Here is a 19998-nt window from a genome sequence, read left to right as displayed (position 1 = left end):
CCTCTAGTCAAGACATTATTGACCAAAATGTGTGTAATCCAAGCTTGTTTTTTCATGTGTCTTATATAAGATATTTCTGCACCGCATCATTCTTCCAGCTCAACCCAGATAGGAGACGCCATGAACCTCGATCTACCCGCCGGCGTAGAAATCCACGCCCCGATCCATCCGCGTTTCGACGAAATCCTCACCAAGGAGGCACTCGAATTCGTCGCCAAGCTGCACCGCGCCTTCGAGCCACGCCGTCAGGAATTGCTGAAAAAGCGTGTCGAACGCCAAGCGCGCATCGATGCCGGCCAGATGCCCGACTTTCTGCCCGAGACGAAGCATATCCGCGAAGGCGACTGGAAGATCGCGCCGCTGCCGCCGGCGCTCCACTGCCGCCGCGTCGAGATTACCGGCCCGGTCGAGCGCAAGATGATCATCAACGCCTTCAACTCGGGGGCGGATTCCTACATGACCGACTTCGAGGATTCCAACAGCCCGAACTGGTACAACCAGATCCAGGGCCAGGTGAATCTCTACGACGCGATCCGCCGCCAGATCACTTTCACCAACGAGGCCGGCAAGGAATACAAACTCAACGACAAGATCGCGACTTTGCAGATCCGCCCGCGCGGCTGGCACCTGGATGAGAAGCACGTCACCGTCGATGGCCAGCGAGTCAGTGGCGGCATCTTCGACTTCGCGCTGGTGTTTTTCCACAACGCCAAGGAGCAAGTCGCACGCGGTGCCGGCCCCTTCTACTACCTGCCGAAGATGGAATCTCACCTCGAAGCACGCCTGTGGAACGACATCTTCTGCATGGCGCAGGATCACATCGGTCTGCCGCGCGGCACGATCAAGGCCACGGTGCTGATCGAGACCATCCTCGCCACCTTCGAGATGGAAGAGATTCTTTACGAGCTGCGCGAACATTCGGCCGGGCTCAACGCAGGTCGCTGGGACTATATCTTCAGCGCGATCAAGAAATTCAAGCGCAACAAGGATTTTTGTCTCGCCAACCGCAGCGCGATCACGATGGAAGTGCCGTTCATGCGCGCCTACGCCTTGGCCTTGGTGCAGGCTTGCCACAAGCGCGGCGCACCGGCGATCGGCGGCATGAGCGCGCTCATCCCAATCAAGAACGATCCCGAAGCCAACGAAAAGGCGCTTTCCGGCATTCGCCACGACAAGCGGCGCGATGCCAACGACGGCTATGACGGCGGCTGGGTCGCCCACCCGGGCCTAGTCCCGATCGCGATGGAGGAATTCGTCAAGGTGCTGGGCGATCGGCCGAACCAGTGGGACAAACAGGTCGAAGGCCACTTCGGGCCGAAGGACTGGCTTGATTTCGGCCCCGAAAAGCCCATCACCGAAGCCGGTCTGAGGAACAACATCAACGTCGGCATCCATTACCTCGGCTCGTGGCTCGCCGGCAACGGCTGTGTGCCGATTCACAACCTGATGGAAGATGCCGCCACCGCCGAAATCTCCCGCTCGCAGGTCTGGCAGTGGGTACGCTCGCCCAAAGGGGTGATTTCCGAAGGCCCGCGCGCCGGCGAGAAGATCACCGCCGAGATGGTCAAGGCGATGATTCCGGAAGAACTCGCCAAGGTGAAGGCGGTTGTCAGCGCCAACGGCGAAAAGACCGACAGCTATGACCAGGCGGCGAAGATCTTCGAGCAGATGTCGCTCGCCGAAGAGTTTCCCGAATTCCTCACCCTGCCGCTCTACGAGGCGATGGAATAACTCCGCCTATCCCAGCGCCGCAGCCAAATTCGGCGCTGGGAAGACGGCAGCTCGTTCCCACCCCTCAAGTATTAGAAGATTCGGATATATTCACCTAAAAAATTGTTCGATAAAACCTCTTGATTCAAATCAGCGATCGCTGTAATAATTTCTCGACATAAGCCATGCGCTAGGCGCAGAGAAGAAGAAGCGGAGGAGGTTTCAGTGTCGGGAAGCGTTTCCGGGTCGTATGGCCGGGAAGGTCGTAGATGTCCGCCCCATCCCGTCGGTTCGAATCCCTCTTCCAGAGATCGAGCGACGACATGAGGAGGAAGAATTGACGATGGCTGAGATCCAAAACGACCCACCCCCCAAAGAAAAGTTGGGCCTGATCGAGCGGTTGAAGAATCCGCCGAAATGTTCGATGCTGCGCATGATCGTCATCGGCGTGCTGGGCGGCATCATCATCTGGGGTGGACTCAATATGGGCATGGAATACACCAACCGCTCGGAGTTCTGCACCTCCTGCCACGAAATGCAGATTCCCTTCAACGAGCTCAAGCAGACTGTCCACTACAAGAACCGCAGCGGCGCCGCGGCGCAATGCGCCGACTGCCATGTCGCCAGCAGCAAGACGCCGACCGACTACATGTTCAAGGCGTTCCAGAAGATTCTCGCCGCCCGCGACGTGATCGGCCATATCAAGGGCACGGTCGACACCCCGGAGAAATTCGAGGCGCACCGCTACACGATGGCCAAGCGCGTTTGGCAGCGTCTGAAGGAACGCGACTCGAAGGAATGCCGCAACTGCCACGACTTCAAGTACATGGACCCCGACAAGCAGAAAGACCGCTCGGCGGTGAAGCATGAAGGCGCGGTCGAGGACGGCAAGACCTGTATCGAATGCCACAAGGGTGTTTCCCACCACCTGCCGAAGGAATATCTCGAAGAGCTGAAGAAGCAGGGTGGCGAGAAGGCGGAAGGCTGACCACGATTTTCCCGGAGACCAACTGAATGGAGTCACAGATGAAAAAGATCGCTTGGGCTTTCATGGGTGTATTCGCCGCTGGCGGCGTGTTCGCCGGCGAGCCCGACTGGAGCAAGGTTACCGAACGCAAGATCAAGCTGTTCTATCCCGGCCAGTCCGGCCTGGAATGGATCTTGAATAAGGCCGACCATTCGGCGGTGCCCGATATCGTCAACAAGAAGCGCGCCTGTTCGAAGTGCCACGAGGGCGACGCCAACGAAGTCGGCGACAAGATCATCAAAGGCAATCCTGTCGGCAACTCGAAGACGCAACTCGAACCGAAGCCGATTGCCGACCGTGCCGGCTGGGTGCCAGCGAGCTTCAAGATGGCCCACGACGGACAGAATCTCTATGTGCGCGTCGAGTGGGAGCAGCCCAAGGGCGGCAGCTTCGGCATGGACAAGAAAAACGAGGTCAAGCTGGCGATGATGTTCGACGGCGGCATCAGTGACGGTGGCACGCCGGCGATCGACTTGGCCGAGCGCGCCGGCTGCTGGGTCACTTGTCACAACGACCTGCGTTCGATGAAAGAGGCCAAGGACGACAAGAAGACCAAGTACATCAAAGGCGCGGCGCTCGACGGCGGCAAGTTCATGGACCTGATCCAATGGCGCAGTGGCAAGGGCGAAAAACCGGTCGATGGCTTTATTGCCGACAAGCGCGTGATGGAAGGCGGCAAAGGGCTCGTCAAGGCCGAGGGGAAGAAGGACGGCAACAAATGGGTCGTCACCTTCACGCGGGCGTTGGCCGGCGGCGGCACGGGCGACCACAAGATCGAGCCGGGGAAAATCTACGACTTCGGTTTTGCCTTGCATGATGGTGGCGCCGAGGCGCGTTACCACTATGTCTCGCTCAATTACCAATTCGGCCTCGACAAGGCGGTCGAGGGCGTCAAGTATTACTACAACGTCGTGAAGCAGTAACAGGGGAAGCAGCACCGGCAGTTCACTTTTTCGTCACAGGAGGAGAAAACGATGAAGCAACGATGGAGCAGTTGGGCACTGACCGCAGGTGCCCTGACGATCTCGGCGACGGCCTTTGCCGCCGACCCATACACGGCGATGCTCGCCAATGCCTGCGCCGGCTGTCATGGCACGCACGGGGGCAGCGCCGGTTTGACGATGCCGAGCCTGGCCGCGCAATCGAAGACGGCGATCGTCGAAGCGATGAAGAAATTCAGGAGCGGCGAGCGCCCCTCCAGCATCATGGGCCGCCTAGCCAAGGGCTATACCGATCAGCAGATCGACCAGCTCGGTGAGTTCTTCTCCAAGCAAAAGCTGCATTTCACCCATCAGCAAGTCGATATGGCCAAGGCGAAGAAAGGCGCCGAGCTGCAGGAAGCCAACTGCTCCCGCTGCCATCTCGACGATGGCACGGATGGCAAGGACGACACGCCGGTGGTGGCGAGCCAGTGGCTACCCTACTTACAGATGCAGATGGAGCTCTATCAATCTGGCAAGCGCAAGATGCCGGACAAGATGGCCGAGAAGGTGAAGCCCTTGTCCAAGGAAGACCTGGACGCCCTGCTCCACTTCTACGCCAGCGTGAATAAATAAGGGGGACGAGACATGACACTGGATCGCAGAAATTTCATCAAACTCGTTGGTGGCGCCGGAAGCCTCGCGCTGGCTGGCTGCGCTAGCCAAGGCCCGGCCGTGTCGAGCGGCTCGGCGGCCGAAATCATGCCCAAGGGCGCAGCGCGCCGCGTCGTCGTCGTCGGCGGCGGATACGGCGGCACGATCGCCGCCAAATACATCCGCATGATGGATCCGAGCATCGAGGTGGTACTGGTCGAGCGCAATGACCATTTCGTCTCCTGCCCGTTCTCGAACCTCTACATCGGCGGCATCCTGCCGGATCTGTCGTCGCTGACCATCAAATACGACAAACTGATCGCCAATCACGGCATCAAGTTCGTGCAGGCCGAGGTCACCGCGATCGATCCTGCCGCGCATACCGTCGTCACCTCGAAAGGCACACTGAAATACGACCGTCTGGTCATCTCCCCGGGCATCGACTTCCGCACCGAGGAGATCGAGGGCTACAACGCACAAACTCCCGAGATCATGCCGCACGCCTGGAAGGCCGGCCCACAGACCGTGTTGCTGCGCAAGCAGCTCGAAGCGATGAAGGATGGCGGCACCGTGGTGCTCGCCGTGCCGCTCTCGCCGTTCCGCTGCCCGCCCGGCCCCTATGAGCGCACCAGCATGATCGCCCGCTATCTGAAGAAGCACAAGCCGAAGTCGAAGATCATCGTCGTAGATGCCAACCCGGACATCGCCTCGAAAGGCCCGTTGTTCCGCAAGGGCTGGGACATGCACTACAAGGGCATCATCGACTACCTCAAGGCATCGAAGGTCACCGCGATCAATGCCGCGAATAAGTCGGTGCTGATCGAGGGTCTCGACGAGGTCAAGGGCGACGTCATCAACCTGATCCCGCCGCAACGCGCCGCGAACATCGCGGTGCAGGCCGGTCTGGTTGGCGACGACAAGAAGTGGTGCCCGGTCAATCAGGCGACCTTCGAATCCACGCTGCACGAGGACATCCACGTCATCGGCGATGCCTCGATCGCCGGCGCGATGCCGAAGTCAGGCTACTCGGCGAACTCGGAAGCCAAGATCTGTGCAGCCAACGTCGTCGCACTGATGAATGGCAAGCCGGTGGTGCCGCTGTCCGGCATCAACACCTGCTACAGCTACATCACCGACGACGAGGCGATCAGCGTGGCGGCCGTCTACATGCTGAAAGACGGCAAGATCGTCTCGGTGCCGAATTCCGGCGGCGTCTCGCCGAAGGACTGGTCAATGGTCAAGACCGAAGCGATCTATGCCAAGAGTTGGCTCAGGAACATCCTCACCGAGATGTCGACCTGATCCCACGTTTTATTCAACTCGACGAACCCCGCCTCGCGCGGGGTTCTTTTTTTGTCGTGCGAAACTCGGCGCTGGCATAACGGCACCGATCCGACGCGTTTCAGCGCTGACCGGTGCTGCCAAATCCCCCTGCTCCGCGCTGTGAATCTTCGAAGCTGTCGACGATGTTGAAGGCGACCTGCAGTACCGGAACGATCACCAGCTGCGCGACGCGGTCGAGAGGGTTGAGGGCGAAGACCTCGTGACCGCGATTCCACAGGGAAACGAAAATCTCGCCCTGGTAATCCGAATCGATCAGGCCGACCAGGTTGCCGAGCACGATGCCGTGTTTGTGGCCAAGTCCAGAGCGGGGCAGGATCAATGCCGCCATGCCCGGATCGGCGATATGGATCGCGATGCCTGACGGCACCAGCATCGTCTCGTTCGGATGCAAGCGGATCGGCGCCTCGATGCAGGCGCGCAGATCCATCCCTGCCGCACCCGGTGTCGCGTAATGCGGCGCGTAGCCGCCTTTCTCGTCCTTGAGACGCGGATCGAGGATGCGCACATCGATGGTCGGCTTAGGCATGAATCATCTCCGCGATATGGCGCACGATCGCGCGCGCCAGGGTCAGTTTGTCGCCGGCCGGCAGCGGATGACTGCCGGCAGCATCGAACAGGGTAATCTGGTTCGTCTCGCCGCCCAGTCCGTCCTGGACGAGGTTGCCGACGATGAGTGGCAGTTTCTTTGCCCGCCGCTTGGCTTCGGCATACTCGGCGAGATTCTGACTCTCGGCGGCGAAGCCGACGCACAACGGCGCATCCGGCCGCGCGGCAATCTCGGCCAGGATGTCGGGGTTGGCGACGAGTTCGAGGGTAAGCCGCTCAGCACCTTTCTTGATCTTGTGAGTAGCGGGGGCGGCGGGGCGGTAATCGGCCACCGCCGCGACACTGACGAAGATATCGGTCGGCAAGGCGGCCAGGACCGCATCGCGCATCTCGAACGCGCTGCGCACATCGATGCGTGTGACCCCAGCAGGCGTCGGCAGGCACACCGGCCCGGCCACCAGCGTCACCGATGCCCCAGCCTCCGCGCAGGCGCGCGCCAAAGCAAATCCCATCTTGCCGGAGCTCATATTCGTCAGCACGCGCACCGGATCGAGGGGTTCGTGGGTCGGCCCGGCCGTCAGCACGACACGCTTGCCAGCGAGCAGCTTCGGCTGGAGATGAGCGATCAGCGCGTCGCAAAGTTCCTCTGCTTCGAGCATGCGCCCTTCACCCATCTCGCCACAAGCCTGCTCGCCGCTGGCTGGGCCGAGGATTTCGACACCATCGTTGCGCAATTGCGCGACGTTGCGCTGCGTGGCCGGATGGGCCCACATCTGGCGATTCATCGCCGGCGCGACCAGCAGCGGGCATTCGCGCGCAAGGCAAAGGGAAGAAAGTAGATCATCGGCAAAACCATGTGCCAGCTTGGCGATGAAATCGGCCGTCGCCGGGGCGATCAGCACGGCAGCCGCGCCGCGCACGAGGTCGATATGAGCCATGCCGTTGGCTTGATCGGTTTCCCACAGCGAGACATGCACCGGCCGGCCGGTGAGCGCCTGAAAGGTCAGCGGCGCCACGAAATGCGTCGCCGCCTCGGTCATGACGACATCGACATCGGCTCCCGCCTTGCCGATCAGCCGTGCCAGTTCGCAGGCCTTGTAAGCCGCGATGCCGCCGGTGACTCCCAGCACGATGCGCCTACCCTGCAAGTCGTTCATGACAGATAGAATGATGGAAACGGATTGGGAGATTCTAGCTCATGGCGATCACCGACTGGCCCGACGACGAGCGCCCGCGCGAAAGGCTGCTTTCGCAGGGCGCCGCTGCGCTTTCGGATGCGGAACTGCTGGCGATCTTCCTGCGTGTCGGCGTCAAGGGCGTGAGCGCGGTCGATCTCGCCCGGCGACTGCTCGCCCATTTCGATAACAGCCTGACGCGGCTGTGTGCCGCTTCGGCAGTGGAGCTGACCGCCGTCAATGGCATCGGACCAGCCAAGGCGGCACAGCTCGTCGCCACCCTCGAGCTCGCGCGCCGCGGCTTGCGCGAGGAGCTACGCCAACGTCCGGCCCTTGCCACCCCCAATGCCGTGCGCGACTGGTTGCGTCTGGCGCTATCGCCATTGCAGCATGAAGTTTTTCTGGCCCTCTGGCTCGATGCCCAGAACCGGCTGATCGCCGATGAGGAACTGTTCCGTGGCACCCTCACCCAGACTTCGGTTTATCCACGCGAAGTCGTCAAGCGCGCCCTGGCACGCAATGCCGCCGCCGTGATCCTCGCCCACAACCATCCTTCGGGTGTTGCCGAGCCCTCGGCCGCGGACGAGGTGTTGACGCGCAACCTCAAGCAGGCGCTCGCGCTGGTCGATGTCCGCCTCGTCGATCACTTCATCGTCGCCGGCCACGCGCCGCCGCTTTCCTTTGCCGAGCGGGGACTCCTCTGAATTTCCGTAAAAAACACTTGCCCGCCCCCCGCCGGTCGGCTAAAATGTGCGGCTTTTAAGCAATCGATGTTTTCTGGAGACAACCATGTCCCGCGTTTGCCAAGTGACGGGCAAGGCCCCGATGGTGGGTAACCACGTTTCCCACGCCAACAACAAGACCAAGCGTCGCTATCTACCCAACCTGCAGAATCGCAGGTTCTGGGTCGAATCCGAAAACCGCTGGGTGCGCCTGCGCGTCTCGAACGCGGGTTTGCGCACCATCGACAAGAAAGGCATCGACGTCGTTCTCGCCGAGCTGCGCGAACGCGGCGAGGCCGTTTGAGACAGGAGTCAGCAATCATGGCAGCCAAGGGCGGACGTGAAAAAATCAAGCTCGAATCCACTGCGGGCACGGGGCACTTTTACACCACTAGCAAGAACAAGCGCACCACGCCGGAAAAGCTCGAGTTCATGAAATATGACCCGAAGGCACGCAAGCACGTGCTTTACAAGGAAGTGAAGCTCAAGTAAGCCATTCCCGGACAGTCCGCTCCCCTGCCGGGCGCGCGGAATGGAAGGCCACAACGCCAGCGAACCACCGCTGGCGTTTTTTCTTCCAGCGAACCATCGCTGGCGTTTTTGTTTTCTGGGCAGGAAAAAAAGAAGCGGTGCGAGTCGCTGGATTACCTGCTTGTCGAGCCTGAGGGAAGATCCCGACAAGCACATTGGAGGAGGAGGAGGTTCGTCAAGAGAAACCAAGATCAGGGGGGACTTGGCGCTCTAACTTACCAGCGACCCAATGCAAAGCACCGCTTCACTGCTTTCTATATCAAAAGGCGTGCCAGATCGGCTCTCGTCAAGATAATTGACTTAAAAACAGATAGATAAAGAAACGAGCCTGCAGAAGCCGAAGAAAAAGAGCCGATCGCTCATGCCATTTTGGCAGCGATGACTGCCAATTCATGTCACACTGCCAATCTCGTTCTTCTCGCGGATCCTTTGCAGACGGCGATACAGCGTTCGCTCGCTGATCCCCAGCTCGGCCGCCAGCGACTTCCGGTTGCCGTGGTGAGCCGCCAGCCGCCGCCGCAAGGCCTCGTCTTCGATGTCTTCCAGAGTCCGGGCGACAACGACAGGGCCGCCGGAGCGCGTGGCCGGATCGCCACCGTGGATCAGCTCGGGCGGCAAATGTTCCGGCAGAATCACATCGCCATCACACAGCAGGGTCGCGCGTTCGAGCACGTTACGCAGTTCGCGTACGTTGCCGGGATAGTCGTAGGCCATCAGGCAGGCAAGCGCCTCCTCCGAGAGGTGCAGGCTGCGCCCGGGCGCCACGCGCGCCAACAAGGCTTCGACAAGCAGCGGCACGTCCTCGATCCGCTCCCGCAGCGCCGGCAGATGGATCGGGAAGGTATTCAACCGGTAATACAAATCCTGGCGGAAACGTCCCTCACTGATCATCGCGCGCAGGTTCCGGTGGGTCGCGGAAATCAGCCGCACATCCGCCTTGAGGAAATCGCTCGCGCCGACGCGACGGAAGGTACCGGTTTCCAGCAATCGCAACAATTTGACCTGGAGCCCCAGCGGGATGTCCCCGAGCTCGTCGAGAAACAAGGTCCCGCCGGAAGCCGCCTCGACCAAACCGATGCGCCGCGACGCGGCACCGGTGAAGGAGCCCTTCTCGTGGCCGAACAATTCGCTCTCGAACAAGGTTTCGGTCAAACCGGAGCAATCCACCGCGACGAAAGGCCGGCTGGCGCGCCGGCTGGCATCGTGGATCGCTTTGGCCACCAGTTCCTTGCCCGTGCCGGATTCGCCCTGCAACATCACCGTCGCATCGGAAGGCGCCACCCGCGCCACGAGCTCGAGCATGCGCCGGAACGCCGGCGCTCGCCCAACCAGCGCGCGCGCATCGGGCAAGCCCTGAGACACGCCGAGCGTTTCCATCTTCTCGACGAAATAGGCGATCTCGCCCTGCGCGTTGCGCACCGGTGCAAGTTCGATATTCACATAGGCTTCGCCTTCCGGCGTATGGTGTAGATGCAGCACGCGTTCGCGCTGGCCAGAGGCGAGGCTCTGCTTGAGCGGGCAGGTCTCACCCGCCTTGTCGCATGGGGCTGGATAGCGATGGGAAACGGCATAGCAGGTTTGACCGACGATCGCATGCCCGCCGCCATAATTGCGACGATAGGCCTTGTTCGCCGCCAGGATGCGGTAATCCCGGTCGCAGAGGATGTGCGGCTCGGGCAAGGTATCGAGATAGGAAATCAACTCGGCGAGCGGATGCGAAATCATGGCATGTCAATCTGTCAGCGATTCATTGCCCATTGTGCCATGAATGACAGCAGCGCTGCTCTGTGCGCCGATTGGGAAAGCTTTTTTCCGCTGGAACACAACTTGCTCAAGCGTGCTTAAGCATTCGCTAATATAATTCGATCCCCCCATCGAAGTCGCTACAAAATCAAAAGGGAAAAAGCCAATGACGAACCCCAGCCCTGCAACCCCTTCCGCGCCCCACTCCCGCCTCGCCCACTATCCGATCCCCCTGTTCGCCACGGTAATGGGCACCAGCGGCCTCGCCATCGCCTGGAAGAAGGCCGGCCACGTGCTCGGCCTGCCGGCCGGGATCGGTATTTCCCTGCAATGGTGGGCGCTCGTCCTGTTCGTGATGGTCGGACTCGGCTATCTGGCCAAGATGGTCTCGCATTGGGAGGCCGTGAAGAAGGAATTCTCGAATCCGATCCGGCTCAATTTCTTTCCGGCGATCTCGATTTCCTTGCTGCTGCTCGCCGTCACCTTTACCGAATCGCAAGCAAGCCTAGCGCTTGGGTTTTGGAGCGTCGGCGCCGTCTTGCACCTGGCATTCACGCTGTTCGTGATGAGCAGCTGGATCCACCACACCCGCTATGAGATCAAGCATGTCAACCCCGCCTGGTTCATTCCCATCGTCGGCAATGTGATCGTGCCGGTGGGTGGCGTCACTTTCGCGCCAGCGGCGATCTCGTGGTTCTTTTTCAGCATCGGCCTCGTGTTCTGGGTCGTGCTGCTGACCATCGTGATGAACCGGCTGTTCTTCCATGAGCCGCTGCCCGAGCGCCTGACACCGACGCTGTTCATCCTGATCGCGCCGCCGGCGGTCGGCTTCATCGCCTGGTTGAAACTTACCGGTGGCCAGATCGACGCGTTCGCCCAGATCCTCTACAGCGTCGCCTTGTTTCTGACGCTGCTGCTCGCCAGCAATGCGCTGCGTTTCTTCCGCCTGCGCTTCTTTCTTTCGACCTGGGCTTATTCCTTCCCGCTCGCCGCGATCACCATCGCCACGCTGATCATGGCCGAACACGGTTCGGGATTTTTCGTCGGCCTGTCCTGGCTGCTCTTGATCGTATTGAGCCTGGTGCTGCTGCTATTGACATTGCGTACCGCGTTGGCGGTGATGCGCGGCGAGATCTGCGTGCCCGAATGAGAGCGGGTGCCGTCCGACGAGCGTCGAGTTTCATTGCAGCAGCCGCACCTCGCGCTGCGGGAAGGGAATTTCGATGCCGGCTTCCTTGAAGGCTTGCCAAATGGCGCGATGGATGTCCGATTTGATCTGCAGCGTGCCCTCGGCGGGATCGGCGATCCAGAAACCCAGTTCGAGATCGATGCCCGAATCGGCAAAGCGCACCACGAAGGCCTTCGGCGGCGGATCAGTGATCACGCGCGGCTGGGCCTGCGCCGCCTCGACGAGGATCATGAGCGCTTTTTCCAGATCGCTGTCGTAGGCGACCTGCACCTGGGTACTGATGCGCACCTTCGGATCGCTGAAGGTTTCGTTGTTGATCACCGAGCTGACCAGCATCTCGTTGGGCACGATCGTTTCGATGCCGGTCATGCCGCGCAATACCGTGTAACGCGTCGTAATACGGCTGACCACGCCGCGCCGGCCATCGACCTCGATCAGGTTGTCGATCTTGATCGAGCGATCGAGCAAGATGATGAAGCCGGAGACGTAATTCGCGGCGATCTTCTGCAGACCGAAGCCCAAACCGACGCCCAAGGCGCCACCGAACACCGACAGCGCGGTCAGATCGATGCCGACCATCGGCAAGGCGATCAACACCGCGAGCACGGCCAGGAGCGCCCGCGCCAGCCGCGCCAGCACCAGCCGCAGATTGCCATCGAGGCTTTGCGCACCCATCAGCCGCGCTTCGATCAATCCCCCGGCCCACAAGGCGACCAGCAGCGTCGTCAGTACCGCGCCAGCCCCTTGCAGGATCAGCCAGAGATTGAGCCGCGTGCTGCCGAGCGTGAAGCCGACGTCTTCGAGGAGCGCGACCAATTGCGGCAGCAGACCGAGGATGTGCAGCGCCACCACGGTCCACACCAGCAGCGCAAAGCTGCGTTCGAAGCCCGCCAACCAAGGGGCCGCCGCCGAGAATGTGTGGCGCAGCACGAACATCACCGCGCGGATGATGAGCAGCGAGAGGAGCAATGGCACCGCCAGGTTGAGCAGATTCACGTGATGCCAGTGCGCGAGCAGCGGGCGCGCGGCGAGCACCAGCAGCAGCATCGCCGCGGGTAGGCCGATGCGCTTCAATCCCCGCTGGCCGAAGCGGCGCGCGACGTTTTCGATCGCGCCCGAATGTGCAAAGCGCGCATGCACCCAACGATCGAACAGCCAGGCGAGCAAGAAACAGCCGGCCAACACGGCGATCTGCCAGCCGACCTCGGGCTGCTGCAGATCGTCCCAGAGATCCAACAGCAGCTTGCCGAAGGGTTCTGCGAGGGGGGCGCTCATGGAAATACCTTTGCTTCGAAGGGCAGCGCATCGGCGCGATGGCGCCGCCAGTTGGCGAAATAGACCCGCGCCAGCGCCGGATTGTCGCGCAGGATCAAGAGATTCTCGGCATTGCGCGCCTGTGCCGACCAGGTGAGGTTGTAGCTGCCGGTAATGACCACGGGATGATCACTGTCGACGTCGATGAGTAGGATTTTATTGTGTGCAGCAGCATAGCGGGTTTCCAGATAGACCGCGATGCCGGCGGCAGCGAGCTTCGCCACCTGCGAATTCTCGCCTTTCATGGCCATCTCGTAGTCGGCGAGCACCTCGACATTGACGCCGCGCCCATGGGCGGCGATGAGCGACCGGGCGATGCTGCGGCTGCTGAGCAAGAACATCTGCACGTGCAAACTGCGCTGCGCCGCATCGATCACCCGCAGCAGCGCGCCTTCGGCGTCGTCCCAGGGCGTAAACAACACCTCGATGCGGCCTGTCGCCGGCACTTCGACCGCGGCGACCACCGGTGCCAGCAGCCATAGGGTAATGATGAGCCACGCCTTCACTTCGCCCGCTCCAGCACTGCGGCATAAAAGCCGTCGGTGCCATGAACGTGAGGCATAAGCTGCAGGTCGGCACCGGCAAGTTCGATGTGGATGCCCTGTGCGGCGAGAATCTCGCCGGCAGGGCGCCGTGAGTATTGCGGCTCCTTGGCGAGAAAAGCATCGACGATGGCTTCGTTCTCTTCGGGCAGCAGGCTGCAGGTGGCATAGACGAGCCGCCCGCCGGGCTTGACGAGTCGCGCCGCGGCCGCCAGGATCGCCGCTTGCTTGGCGGTCAGCTCGAGGATGTCCTGCGGCGTCTGCCGCCATTTCAGATCGGGATTGCGCCGCAGCGTGCCCAGGCCCGAGCAGGGCGCATCGACCAGCACGCGGTCGCACTTGCCGGCCAGCCGCTTCACATGCACGTCGTTTTCGTGCGCGATCGCGATCGGATGGACGTTGGTAAGCCCCGAGCGCGAAAGCCGCGGCTTGAGTTTCGCCAGGCGCCTTTCTGAAACATCGAAGGCATACAGCCGCCCCGTCGAGCGCATCAGCGCGCCCATGAGCAGCGTCTTGCCGCCGGCGCCGGCACAGAAGTCGACGACCATCTCGCCACGCTTCGGTGCGACGAGATGGCCGATCAGCTGGCTGCCTTCGTCCTGCACCTCGATGCTGCCGTCGAGGAACAGCGGGTGCTTGGCCAGCGCCGGCTTGGCCTCGAGGCGGATGCCGTGCGGCGCAAAAGGACAGGGCTTTGCCGCGATGCCTTCCGTCGCCAAACGCGCCAGCACATCGTCACGCCGCGCCTTGAGGATGTTTACCCGCAGATCGAGCGGTGCCGGCTGATTCAGCGCGCGGGCGATCGCAATGAGTTCGGGCTGCGAGATCAGGGCGCTCAACCGCTCGATCAGCCAGTCGGGTAGATCGGTCTGTTCGCCGAGCGTCAGCGCCGGCTCCGGCTGCGCCTTCAAGGCAGCGAGCCATTCAGCGTCCTGTTTCGGCAGCGCCGCCTCCAGCATGCGCAGGCTGATGCCGCGATGGCGCACCAGCGCCGCGAGCGCGAGTTGCCGGGCATCGGCTTGCGGGCCGACCCAGGCCGAAAGCGAACGCAGGCGGCGCAACAGCGCATAGGCCGCCTCGGCGATGAAGGCGCGTTCGCGCGACCCACAATGGTGGGCGCGGAAAAACGCCGACAGCACGATATCGGCTGGCTGGCGGAATTGCCGCAACTCGCGGCAGGCTTCGACCGTCAGGTCGATCAGGCGAAAAGAGAGGGGGCTCATCGTGGCAGGTCCGTGTCGGCAAAGGGGAATCCAGGTTCGATGGCAATGACGACCTGGTCGAAGACCTCGCCCTTGCGGTCGCGATGGCGGATTTTCAGCGGCAGGCGCGTTTGCTCATCCAGCCACAGCTCGGTGACATCTTCATTGGGGCGGCCCAGCACCGTCAGATGGCGCACCGGCCTTGTTCCCAGCGGCGTTTCGAGCTGGGACGCCTCATCCACCCTGACCTGGTAGTTCGCCAGCTTGCGTGTCGTCGCCACGCTGACGGCATATTCCGGCGTATCGAGCGGCAGTCCGGCGAGCTGAAAGAAGACCGAGAGCAGATCCTGTGCCCCCGCCACGAACGGGGCGCTGCCGCCACGGCTGAACACGACGCGCCCCGCCTCTGGCTCGAATGTTACACGCTCGCTCTCACGCCCCTCGCGCTCGACCGTAAACTCCATTGGCCGCACGCCGGCGGCATCGAAACCACCGCGGCTGGTCTGCACGACCTTCACCGGCCGGAACAACGCGACGAGGCCGGTGGTTTCGGCGATGGTTTGCAGAGAATAGCGAGCATCGCCCCACTCCCAGCGTTGCTCGGTCTGACCGATGACGAACCCCTGCTCGCCGCGCGTCACCTGATAGACGATGCGGCCGCTTTCGGGCCAGCGAATCAGATGAGTCGGCGCTGGCGGAAATGAAGACGTCCCGCCGGGCGCCGACTCATCCCGAAAAGTCGGCGCTGGCGGAAATGAAGACGTCCCGCCGGGCGCCGACTCGTCCCGGAAAGTCGGCGCTGGCGGAAATGAAGACGTCCCGCCGGGCGCCGACTCATCCCGAAAAGTCGGCGCTGGCGGGACGGCACCCCCGGCAGGCGAAAGAGGCTCGGTGACCGGTGCTGCCGTGGCAGTGTCGGCGGGCAGGATTTCCGGTTCGCTGGGCGCTGGAGGCGCTGCAGGGGCCGGCTCAGGCTCCGGCAGATGGGCGGCCGGCGGACTTGCCTGCGGCTGGGTCGATGCAGCCGGTGCGGCGGGGGGCTGTGCTTTCGGGCGCGGGCGTTTCTTGGCAGACGGCGCCGCCCGGGGTGACGCTGGCGTCATGGGCGCCGACACCAAGGTCGCCTCGAGGCGAGGTAGTTCGTTCTCGCCTTCCTCCGGCAAGGACCACCCCGGCGCAAGCAAGGCGCCGACATGCAGTATCAGCGAGGCGGCCAGCGCCAGCCAGAACGGCAGCATCGAAGGACTACTGTGCGGGAACCCGCAGGGCGAGATCGGCGGAGGTGGCATCGTCATCCCAGACGACTCGGCCGCTTTCGAGCCGGCAACGACCGTCGAGCACCGCTCGCGCGGCCTGCGGGTAGATGATGTGTTCCTGTTGGAGCACGCGCGCGGCGAGACTGTCCGGCGTATCTCCCGCCAGCACCGGCACGGCGGCCTGGATGATGATCGGCCCGCTATCGAGTGCGGAGGTGACGAAATGCACCGTGCAGCCATGCAGGCGCACGCCGGCGGCCAGCGCCGCCTCGTGGGTATTGAGACCGGGGAAGGCGGGCAACAGCGAGGGATGGATGTTGAGCAAGCGACCGGCGAAGCGTTCGACGAAGCCCGGTGTCAGGATGCGCATGAAGCCGGCGAGCAACACCAGCTCGCCGCCCACGCCTTCGATTTCCTCGGCCAGCGTCGCATCGAAGGCTTCACGGGCAGGGAATCGCCGATGATCGACGATGCGCGTCGGCACGCCCCGGTCGGCGGCCCAGGCAAGGCCGGCCGCCTCCGGACGGTTGCTGATCACGGCAACGCATTGACCGGGCAACCTGGCTTGGAGGAGCGCCTGCATGTTGCTGCCGCGGCCGGAGATGAGGATCACATAAGGTTTCATGAGCGCTTCACTTGACGGGAAGGAAGACGGCGGTGGCGAAACTGTGCACCACCTTGACGACGGTGCGGTTGGTCTTGTCGGCGACGATTTGCGCCAGGATGTCGAGGCTGCCGATCAGGCGGCCGAATTCGCGTTCGAAACTGAGATTCTGGATCGGCCCCATCTCGTTCGACAGCAGAAGCGGCGTGCCTGCCGGCAGCTCGCCCTCGGGCTGGCTACGGCGCGCCTGGGCGAGCTTCCAGGCAGCGATCTCGACGTTGCGGGCCGCATTGTAGAGCCGCTGGGCATCGAGCTCGTCGAGAATGAAAAATTCGGTCTTGCCGTCGAAGGCGTCGAAGAGCATCGTGTTCAGTCCGCCGATGAACGCAGCGACGCGGTCATGCGGATAATCCTCGCGCAGGCCCGCGAGCAGCAGCGCCGTGCCGCGCCGACCTTCCGGCTCCGGAGACTGCCCCAGCCGCTCTCGATCCATCAATTTCGCCAGCGCCGCCTCGCGACTCAAATGGCCGCCCTTCTTCCACTCGCGCGGATTGCGCCGGTAGAGCTTGTCGGCCAGACGGCTAAGGCTGGCAAACACCTCGCGCCGATGCAGGTCGGCGACGCGATCGACATCGGTCTTGACGAGCTGTCCCGGACTCGACAGGCAGCCGGAAAGCGTCGCGCACGAAATGGCCAGCAACAAACTGCGTCGTTTCATTGGCGGGCCGCGGCAAGCCGCGCGCGCAGCCAGCCGATCGCCATCGGCATCACCGAGACGAGGATGATGCCGACGATCACTAGCGACAGGTTGTTCTTCACCAGCGGCAGGTTGCCGAACCAGTAGCCGGCCAGCGTCAGCGAAAACACCCACAGCACGGCGCCGAGCAGGTCGAACGCGAAATAGCGTGCATAGGTCATCCGCGCGACGCCGGCGACGAACGGCGCAAAGGTGCGCACCAGCGGCACGAAGCGGGCCATCGTCATCGTCAGCGGGCCATAGCGCTCGTAGAAAGCGTGCGTCTTCTCGTAGGCAGCGCGGTTGAAGAAGCGCGAGCCCTCGCCCCAGCGCAGGATGCGGCTGCCGACCCAGCGGCCGATCCAGTAATTGGTGTTGTCGCCGAGCACCGCAGCCGACAGCAATGCGGCGATCAGGACCGCGATGTCCATGCCGCCGGCCGCCGCGAGCGCACCGGCGACGAACAGCAATGAGTCGCCCGGCAGGAAGGGCGTCACCACCAGGCCGGTCTCGCAGAAGACGATCGCGAACAACAGCGCATAGATCCACACGCCGTATTCCGCCACCAGTAGTGCGAGATGCCGATCCAGATGCAGGACGATGTCGAGGAATTGTCCGAGGATCTCCATGATCGGCGCAGTTTACAATGCGCAGGCTCATGGCCCGCATTCATCCCCTACCCGATCTCCTGATCAGCCAGATCGCCGCCGGCGAAGTCGTCGAGCGGCCCGCCTCGGTGCTCAAGGAGCTGATCGAGAACAGCCTCGATGCCGGCGCGACGAAAATCGCCGTCGAGCTCGAAGAAGGTGGCGTCAAGCTAATCCGCGTCGCCGACGACGGTTGCGGCATCGCAGCCGACGACTTGCCGCTCGCCTTCGCCCGCCATGCGACGAGCAAGATCGCCACGCTCGATGATCTCGAGCGCGTCGGAAGCTACGGTTTCCGTGGCGAGGCGCTGGCCTCGATCGCCTCGGTCGCCAGGGTGAACCTCACCAGCCGTACGGCAGAGGCCCCGCACGCCTGGCAGCTCGATACCGAGACGCTCGCTCGGGGCGGCGCCCCAAAACCGGCGGCGCTTTCCGCCGGCACGGTGGTGATGGTCGCCGACCTCTACTTCAGCACCCCCGCGCGGCGCAAGTTCTTGAAGAGCACGGCCACCGAGTTCGCGCACTGCGACGAGGTGCTGGCGCGTATGGCCCAGGCACGTCCCGAGGTCGGCTTCACCCTCGCCCACAACGGCCAGATGCGCCGCCGCCTGCCGCCGACCGATCTTTCGCGTCGCACCCGCGATCTGATGGGAGAGGCGTTCTTCGCTCACGCGCGAAAGCTCGATGCCCAGGCCGGGCCGCTGCGGCTGACCGGTTTCGCCGCGCTGCCTGCCTATGCGAAAAATACGCGCGCCGAGCAGCTCTTCTTCGTCAATGGCCGCTTCGTGCGCGACAAGCTGCTTTCCCATGCGGCACGTGCCGCCTATGCCGACGTGCTGCATGGCGCGCTGCAGCCGGCCTGGGTGTTGTTCCTCGACATCGATCCGGCGCAAGTCGACGTCAATGTCCACCCGGCGAAGACGGAAGTGCGCTTCCGCGACGGCCAGGCTGTGCATCGGTTCGTCTTCCATGCCCTCGAGCGTGCGCTGGCCGAACCGCTGGCTGGCGCTAAAGCCCCGATGCGTGCCGTCCCGCCAGCGCCGACTTTCCGAAGCGAGTCGGCGCCCGGCGGGACGTCTTCATTTCCGCCAGCGCCGACTTTCCGGAGCGAGTCGGCGCCCGGCGGGACGCCCTCATTTCCGCCAGCGCCGACATTCATGCCGCAGCAGACGAGTTTCTCCGTACGCGAACCTTCCCCGGCCGCCTATCTCGAATTCGTGCAACGGGCGTTTGCAGCTACCGCTCATCCAGCCTCGACCGTCGATATCACCGCTCCCCCACTCGGCCATGCGCTCGCCCAGCTATCCGGCATCTACATCCTGGCGCAGAACGCCAAGGGGCTCGTGATCGTCGATATGCACGCCGCCCACGAACGCATCCTCTATGAGAAACTGAAGGCGGCCGCCGATGCCCGGCCAGCCACGCAAATGCTGCTCGTGCCAGTGCTGATCTTTGCCAGCGCGGCCGAGCTTGCCTGCGTCGAGGAACATGCGGCGACACTCGATCGACTCGGCTTCGAAATCGCGCCCGCCGGCCCGCAACAGCTCGCGGTGCGGGCCGTGCCGCAGATTCTTGCCGACGGCGACATCGTGGCACTGGTGCGCGCGCTGCTCCATGATCTCGCCGAACATCCGGCCAGCCAGGTGTCGGAGCAGCATCGCAACGAAATCCTCGCCCGGCTTGCCTGTCATGGCGCAGTGCGCGCCCACCGGCAGCTTTCTCTGCCGGAAATGGATGCGCTGTTACGCGCGATGGAGCAAACCGAACGCGCCGACCAATGCAATCACGGCCGCCCGACCTGGGTGCAGCTAACGCTTGCCGATCTGGACCGGCTGTTCATGCGCGGTCGCTGATTCTCAAGTGTCAATGCAGCGAAACCGGCTGGAAGAGGATGGCATCATGAGCGGCGAGGAAGTCTTCGTATTCTTCTTCATCATGCGGCCGGGTCAGGAACTCCCTGAATTCCTCGCGCATGCGCTTTGCGACCGCGCCGCGCAGCAATCCGATCCGGCCATTGCGCTTGTCGAGGATTTCGAGCGCATCGATGCCCGGATAATCGATCAGATACAGCTGCGGATTGTTGAACAGGATGTTCATACGACCTCCTTCAGAACGCTTGTCTCGTAAATGGGCATC

21 protein-coding genes are annotated in these 19998 nt (G+C 62.8%); 10 read left to right on the top strand and 11 right to left on the bottom strand.

Translation table 11 applies throughout. The features are described 5' to 3' along the window. Window positions 1–120 precede the first annotated feature (120 nt). The 5 genes from aceB (at window position 121) to EL335_RS04210 (ending at window position 5613) form a co-directional block, all read left to right on the top strand. Window positions 121–1731 carry a malate synthase A gene (gene aceB, locus EL335_RS04230; protein ID WP_126444400.1) on the top strand — a complete coding sequence of 537 codons (1611 nt, stop codon included), beginning with the start codon at window positions 121–123 and terminating at the stop codon, window positions 1729–1731. 322 nt (window positions 1732–2053) lie between these two features. After that, window positions 2054–2698 (top strand): NapC/NirT family cytochrome c, encoded by a 645-nt coding sequence (locus EL335_RS04225; RefSeq protein WP_126444398.1) that lies wholly within the window; start codon window positions 2054–2056, stop codon window positions 2696–2698. 38 nt (window positions 2699–2736) lie between these two features. Continuing rightward, window positions 2737–3660, top strand: a complete 924-nt coding sequence (locus EL335_RS04220; protein ID WP_172600027.1) for an ethylbenzene dehydrogenase-related protein — start codon at window positions 2737–2739, stop codon at window positions 3658–3660. A gap of 51 nt (window positions 3661–3711) precedes the next feature. Continuing rightward, on the top strand, window positions 3712–4293 hold the full coding sequence (locus EL335_RS04215) for a c-type cytochrome (RefSeq protein ID WP_126444396.1): 582 nt from the start codon (window positions 3712–3714) through the stop codon (window positions 4291–4293). Between the two features lie 12 nt (window positions 4294–4305). Continuing rightward, window positions 4306–5613 (top strand): NAD(P)/FAD-dependent oxidoreductase, encoded by a 1308-nt coding sequence (locus tag EL335_RS04210; RefSeq protein ID WP_126444395.1) that lies wholly within the window; start codon window positions 4306–4308, stop codon window positions 5611–5613. 100 nt (window positions 5614–5713) lie between these two features. On the opposite strand, the gene dut is transcribed toward EL335_RS04210, so the two are convergent. Together dut and coaBC are read right to left on the bottom strand one after the other, a co-directional pair. Continuing rightward, the gene (gene dut, locus EL335_RS04205) at window positions 5714–6181 is read right to left on the bottom strand and encodes a dUTP diphosphatase (protein ID WP_126444394.1); all 468 of its coding nucleotides are present in this window, start codon (window positions 6179–6181) and stop codon (window positions 5714–5716) included. Then, a complete protein-coding gene (coaBC, locus tag EL335_RS04200) occupies window positions 6174–7358 on the bottom strand; it encodes a bifunctional phosphopantothenoylcysteine decarboxylase/phosphopantothenate--cysteine ligase CoaBC (RefSeq protein WP_126444393.1) in 1185 nt (394 codons plus the stop codon). Before coaBC ends, dut begins: the two co-directional genes overlap by 8 nt. Before the next feature lie 41 nt (window positions 7359–7399). Between coaBC and radC the strand changes: the two genes are divergently transcribed. The 3 genes from radC (at window position 7400) to rpmG (ending at window position 8590) form a co-directional block, all read left to right on the top strand. Continuing rightward, window positions 7400–8080 carry a RadC family protein gene (radC, locus tag EL335_RS04195; RefSeq protein WP_126444392.1) on the top strand — a complete coding sequence of 227 codons (681 nt, stop codon included), beginning with the start codon at window positions 7400–7402 and terminating at the stop codon, window positions 8078–8080. 85 nt (window positions 8081–8165) lie between these two features. After that, complete coding sequence (gene rpmB / locus EL335_RS04190; RefSeq protein ID WP_126444391.1) at window positions 8166–8402, top strand: 50S ribosomal protein L28; 237 nt, start codon at window positions 8166–8168, stop codon at window positions 8400–8402. Between the two features lie 17 nt (window positions 8403–8419). After that, window positions 8420–8590, top strand: coding sequence for a 50S ribosomal protein L33 (rpmG, locus tag EL335_RS04185; protein ID WP_126444390.1), 171 nt, complete (start codon window positions 8420–8422; stop codon window positions 8588–8590). A 429-nt stretch (window positions 8591–9019) separates the two neighbouring features. Here rpmG and EL335_RS04180 read toward each other — a convergent pair whose 3' ends face one another. Next, the gene (locus tag EL335_RS04180; RefSeq protein ID WP_126444389.1) at window positions 9020–10354 is read right to left on the bottom strand and encodes a sigma-54 interaction domain-containing protein; all 1335 of its coding nucleotides are present in this window, start codon (window positions 10352–10354) and stop codon (window positions 9020–9022) included. Between the two features lie 184 nt (window positions 10355–10538). Between EL335_RS04180 and EL335_RS04175 the strand changes: the two genes are divergently transcribed. Beyond that, window positions 10539–11522 (top strand): SLAC1 anion channel family protein, encoded by a 984-nt coding sequence (locus EL335_RS04175; RefSeq protein ID WP_126444388.1) that lies wholly within the window; start codon window positions 10539–10541, stop codon window positions 11520–11522. Between the two features lie 30 nt (window positions 11523–11552). Here EL335_RS04175 and EL335_RS04170 read toward each other — a convergent pair whose 3' ends face one another. The 7 genes from EL335_RS04170 to EL335_RS04140 are packed head-to-tail and all read right to left on the bottom strand — an operon-like array spanning window position 11553 to window position 17844. Next, on the bottom strand, window positions 11553–12836 hold the full coding sequence (locus tag EL335_RS04170) for a mechanosensitive ion channel family protein (protein WP_126444387.1): 1284 nt from the start codon (window positions 12834–12836) through the stop codon (window positions 11553–11555). Then, complete coding sequence (locus EL335_RS04165) at window positions 12833–13381, bottom strand: phospholipase D family nuclease (protein WP_126444386.1); 549 nt, start codon at window positions 13379–13381, stop codon at window positions 12833–12835. The genes EL335_RS04170 and EL335_RS04165 overlap by 4 nt, the downstream gene beginning before the upstream one ends. After that, on the bottom strand, window positions 13378–14640 hold the full coding sequence (locus tag EL335_RS04160) for an RsmB/NOP family class I SAM-dependent RNA methyltransferase (RefSeq protein WP_126444385.1): 1263 nt from the start codon (window positions 14638–14640) through the stop codon (window positions 13378–13380). The genes EL335_RS04165 and EL335_RS04160 overlap by 4 nt, the downstream gene beginning before the upstream one ends. Then, window positions 14637–15857: a DUF3108 domain-containing protein gene (locus EL335_RS04155; RefSeq protein ID WP_172600026.1), complete on the bottom strand. Its 1221-nt coding sequence runs from the start codon at window positions 15855–15857 to the stop codon at window positions 14637–14639. The genes EL335_RS04160 and EL335_RS04155 overlap by 4 nt, the downstream gene beginning before the upstream one ends. 7 nt (window positions 15858–15864) lie before the next feature. Further along, window positions 15865–16500 carry a phosphoribosylglycinamide formyltransferase gene (purN, locus tag EL335_RS04150; RefSeq protein ID WP_126444383.1) on the bottom strand — a complete coding sequence of 212 codons (636 nt, stop codon included), beginning with the start codon at window positions 16498–16500 and terminating at the stop codon, window positions 15865–15867. Between the two features lie 7 nt (window positions 16501–16507). Beyond that, complete coding sequence (locus tag EL335_RS04145; RefSeq protein WP_284155443.1) at window positions 16508–17197, bottom strand: hypothetical protein; 690 nt, start codon at window positions 17195–17197, stop codon at window positions 16508–16510. Next, a complete protein-coding gene (locus tag EL335_RS04140) occupies window positions 17194–17844 on the bottom strand; it encodes a DedA family protein (protein ID WP_126444382.1) in 651 nt (216 codons plus the stop codon). The genes EL335_RS04145 and EL335_RS04140 overlap by 4 nt, the downstream gene beginning before the upstream one ends. Before the next feature lie 29 nt (window positions 17845–17873). On the opposite strand from EL335_RS04140, the gene mutL reads away from it, so the two are divergent. Further along, the gene (gene mutL / locus EL335_RS04135) at window positions 17874–19715 is read left to right on the top strand and encodes a DNA mismatch repair endonuclease MutL (RefSeq protein ID WP_126444381.1); all 1842 of its coding nucleotides are present in this window, start codon (window positions 17874–17876) and stop codon (window positions 19713–19715) included. Between the two features lie 10 nt (window positions 19716–19725). On the opposite strand, the gene EL335_RS04130 is transcribed toward mutL, so the two are convergent. Then, entirely contained in the window at window positions 19726–19959 is a 234-nt protein-coding gene (locus tag EL335_RS04130; RefSeq protein WP_126444380.1) for a DUF3567 family protein, read from the bottom strand. Window positions 19960–19998 lie beyond the last annotated feature (39 nt).

This window comes from Sulfuricystis multivorans, from assembly GCF_003966565.1.
Taxonomy (GTDB): Bacteria; Pseudomonadota; Gammaproteobacteria; order Burkholderiales; family Rhodocyclaceae; genus Sulfuricystis; species Sulfuricystis multivorans.
The sequence above is the reverse complement of the archived record's forward strand: the minus strand, read 5'-3'. Positions and strand labels throughout refer to the sequence as shown.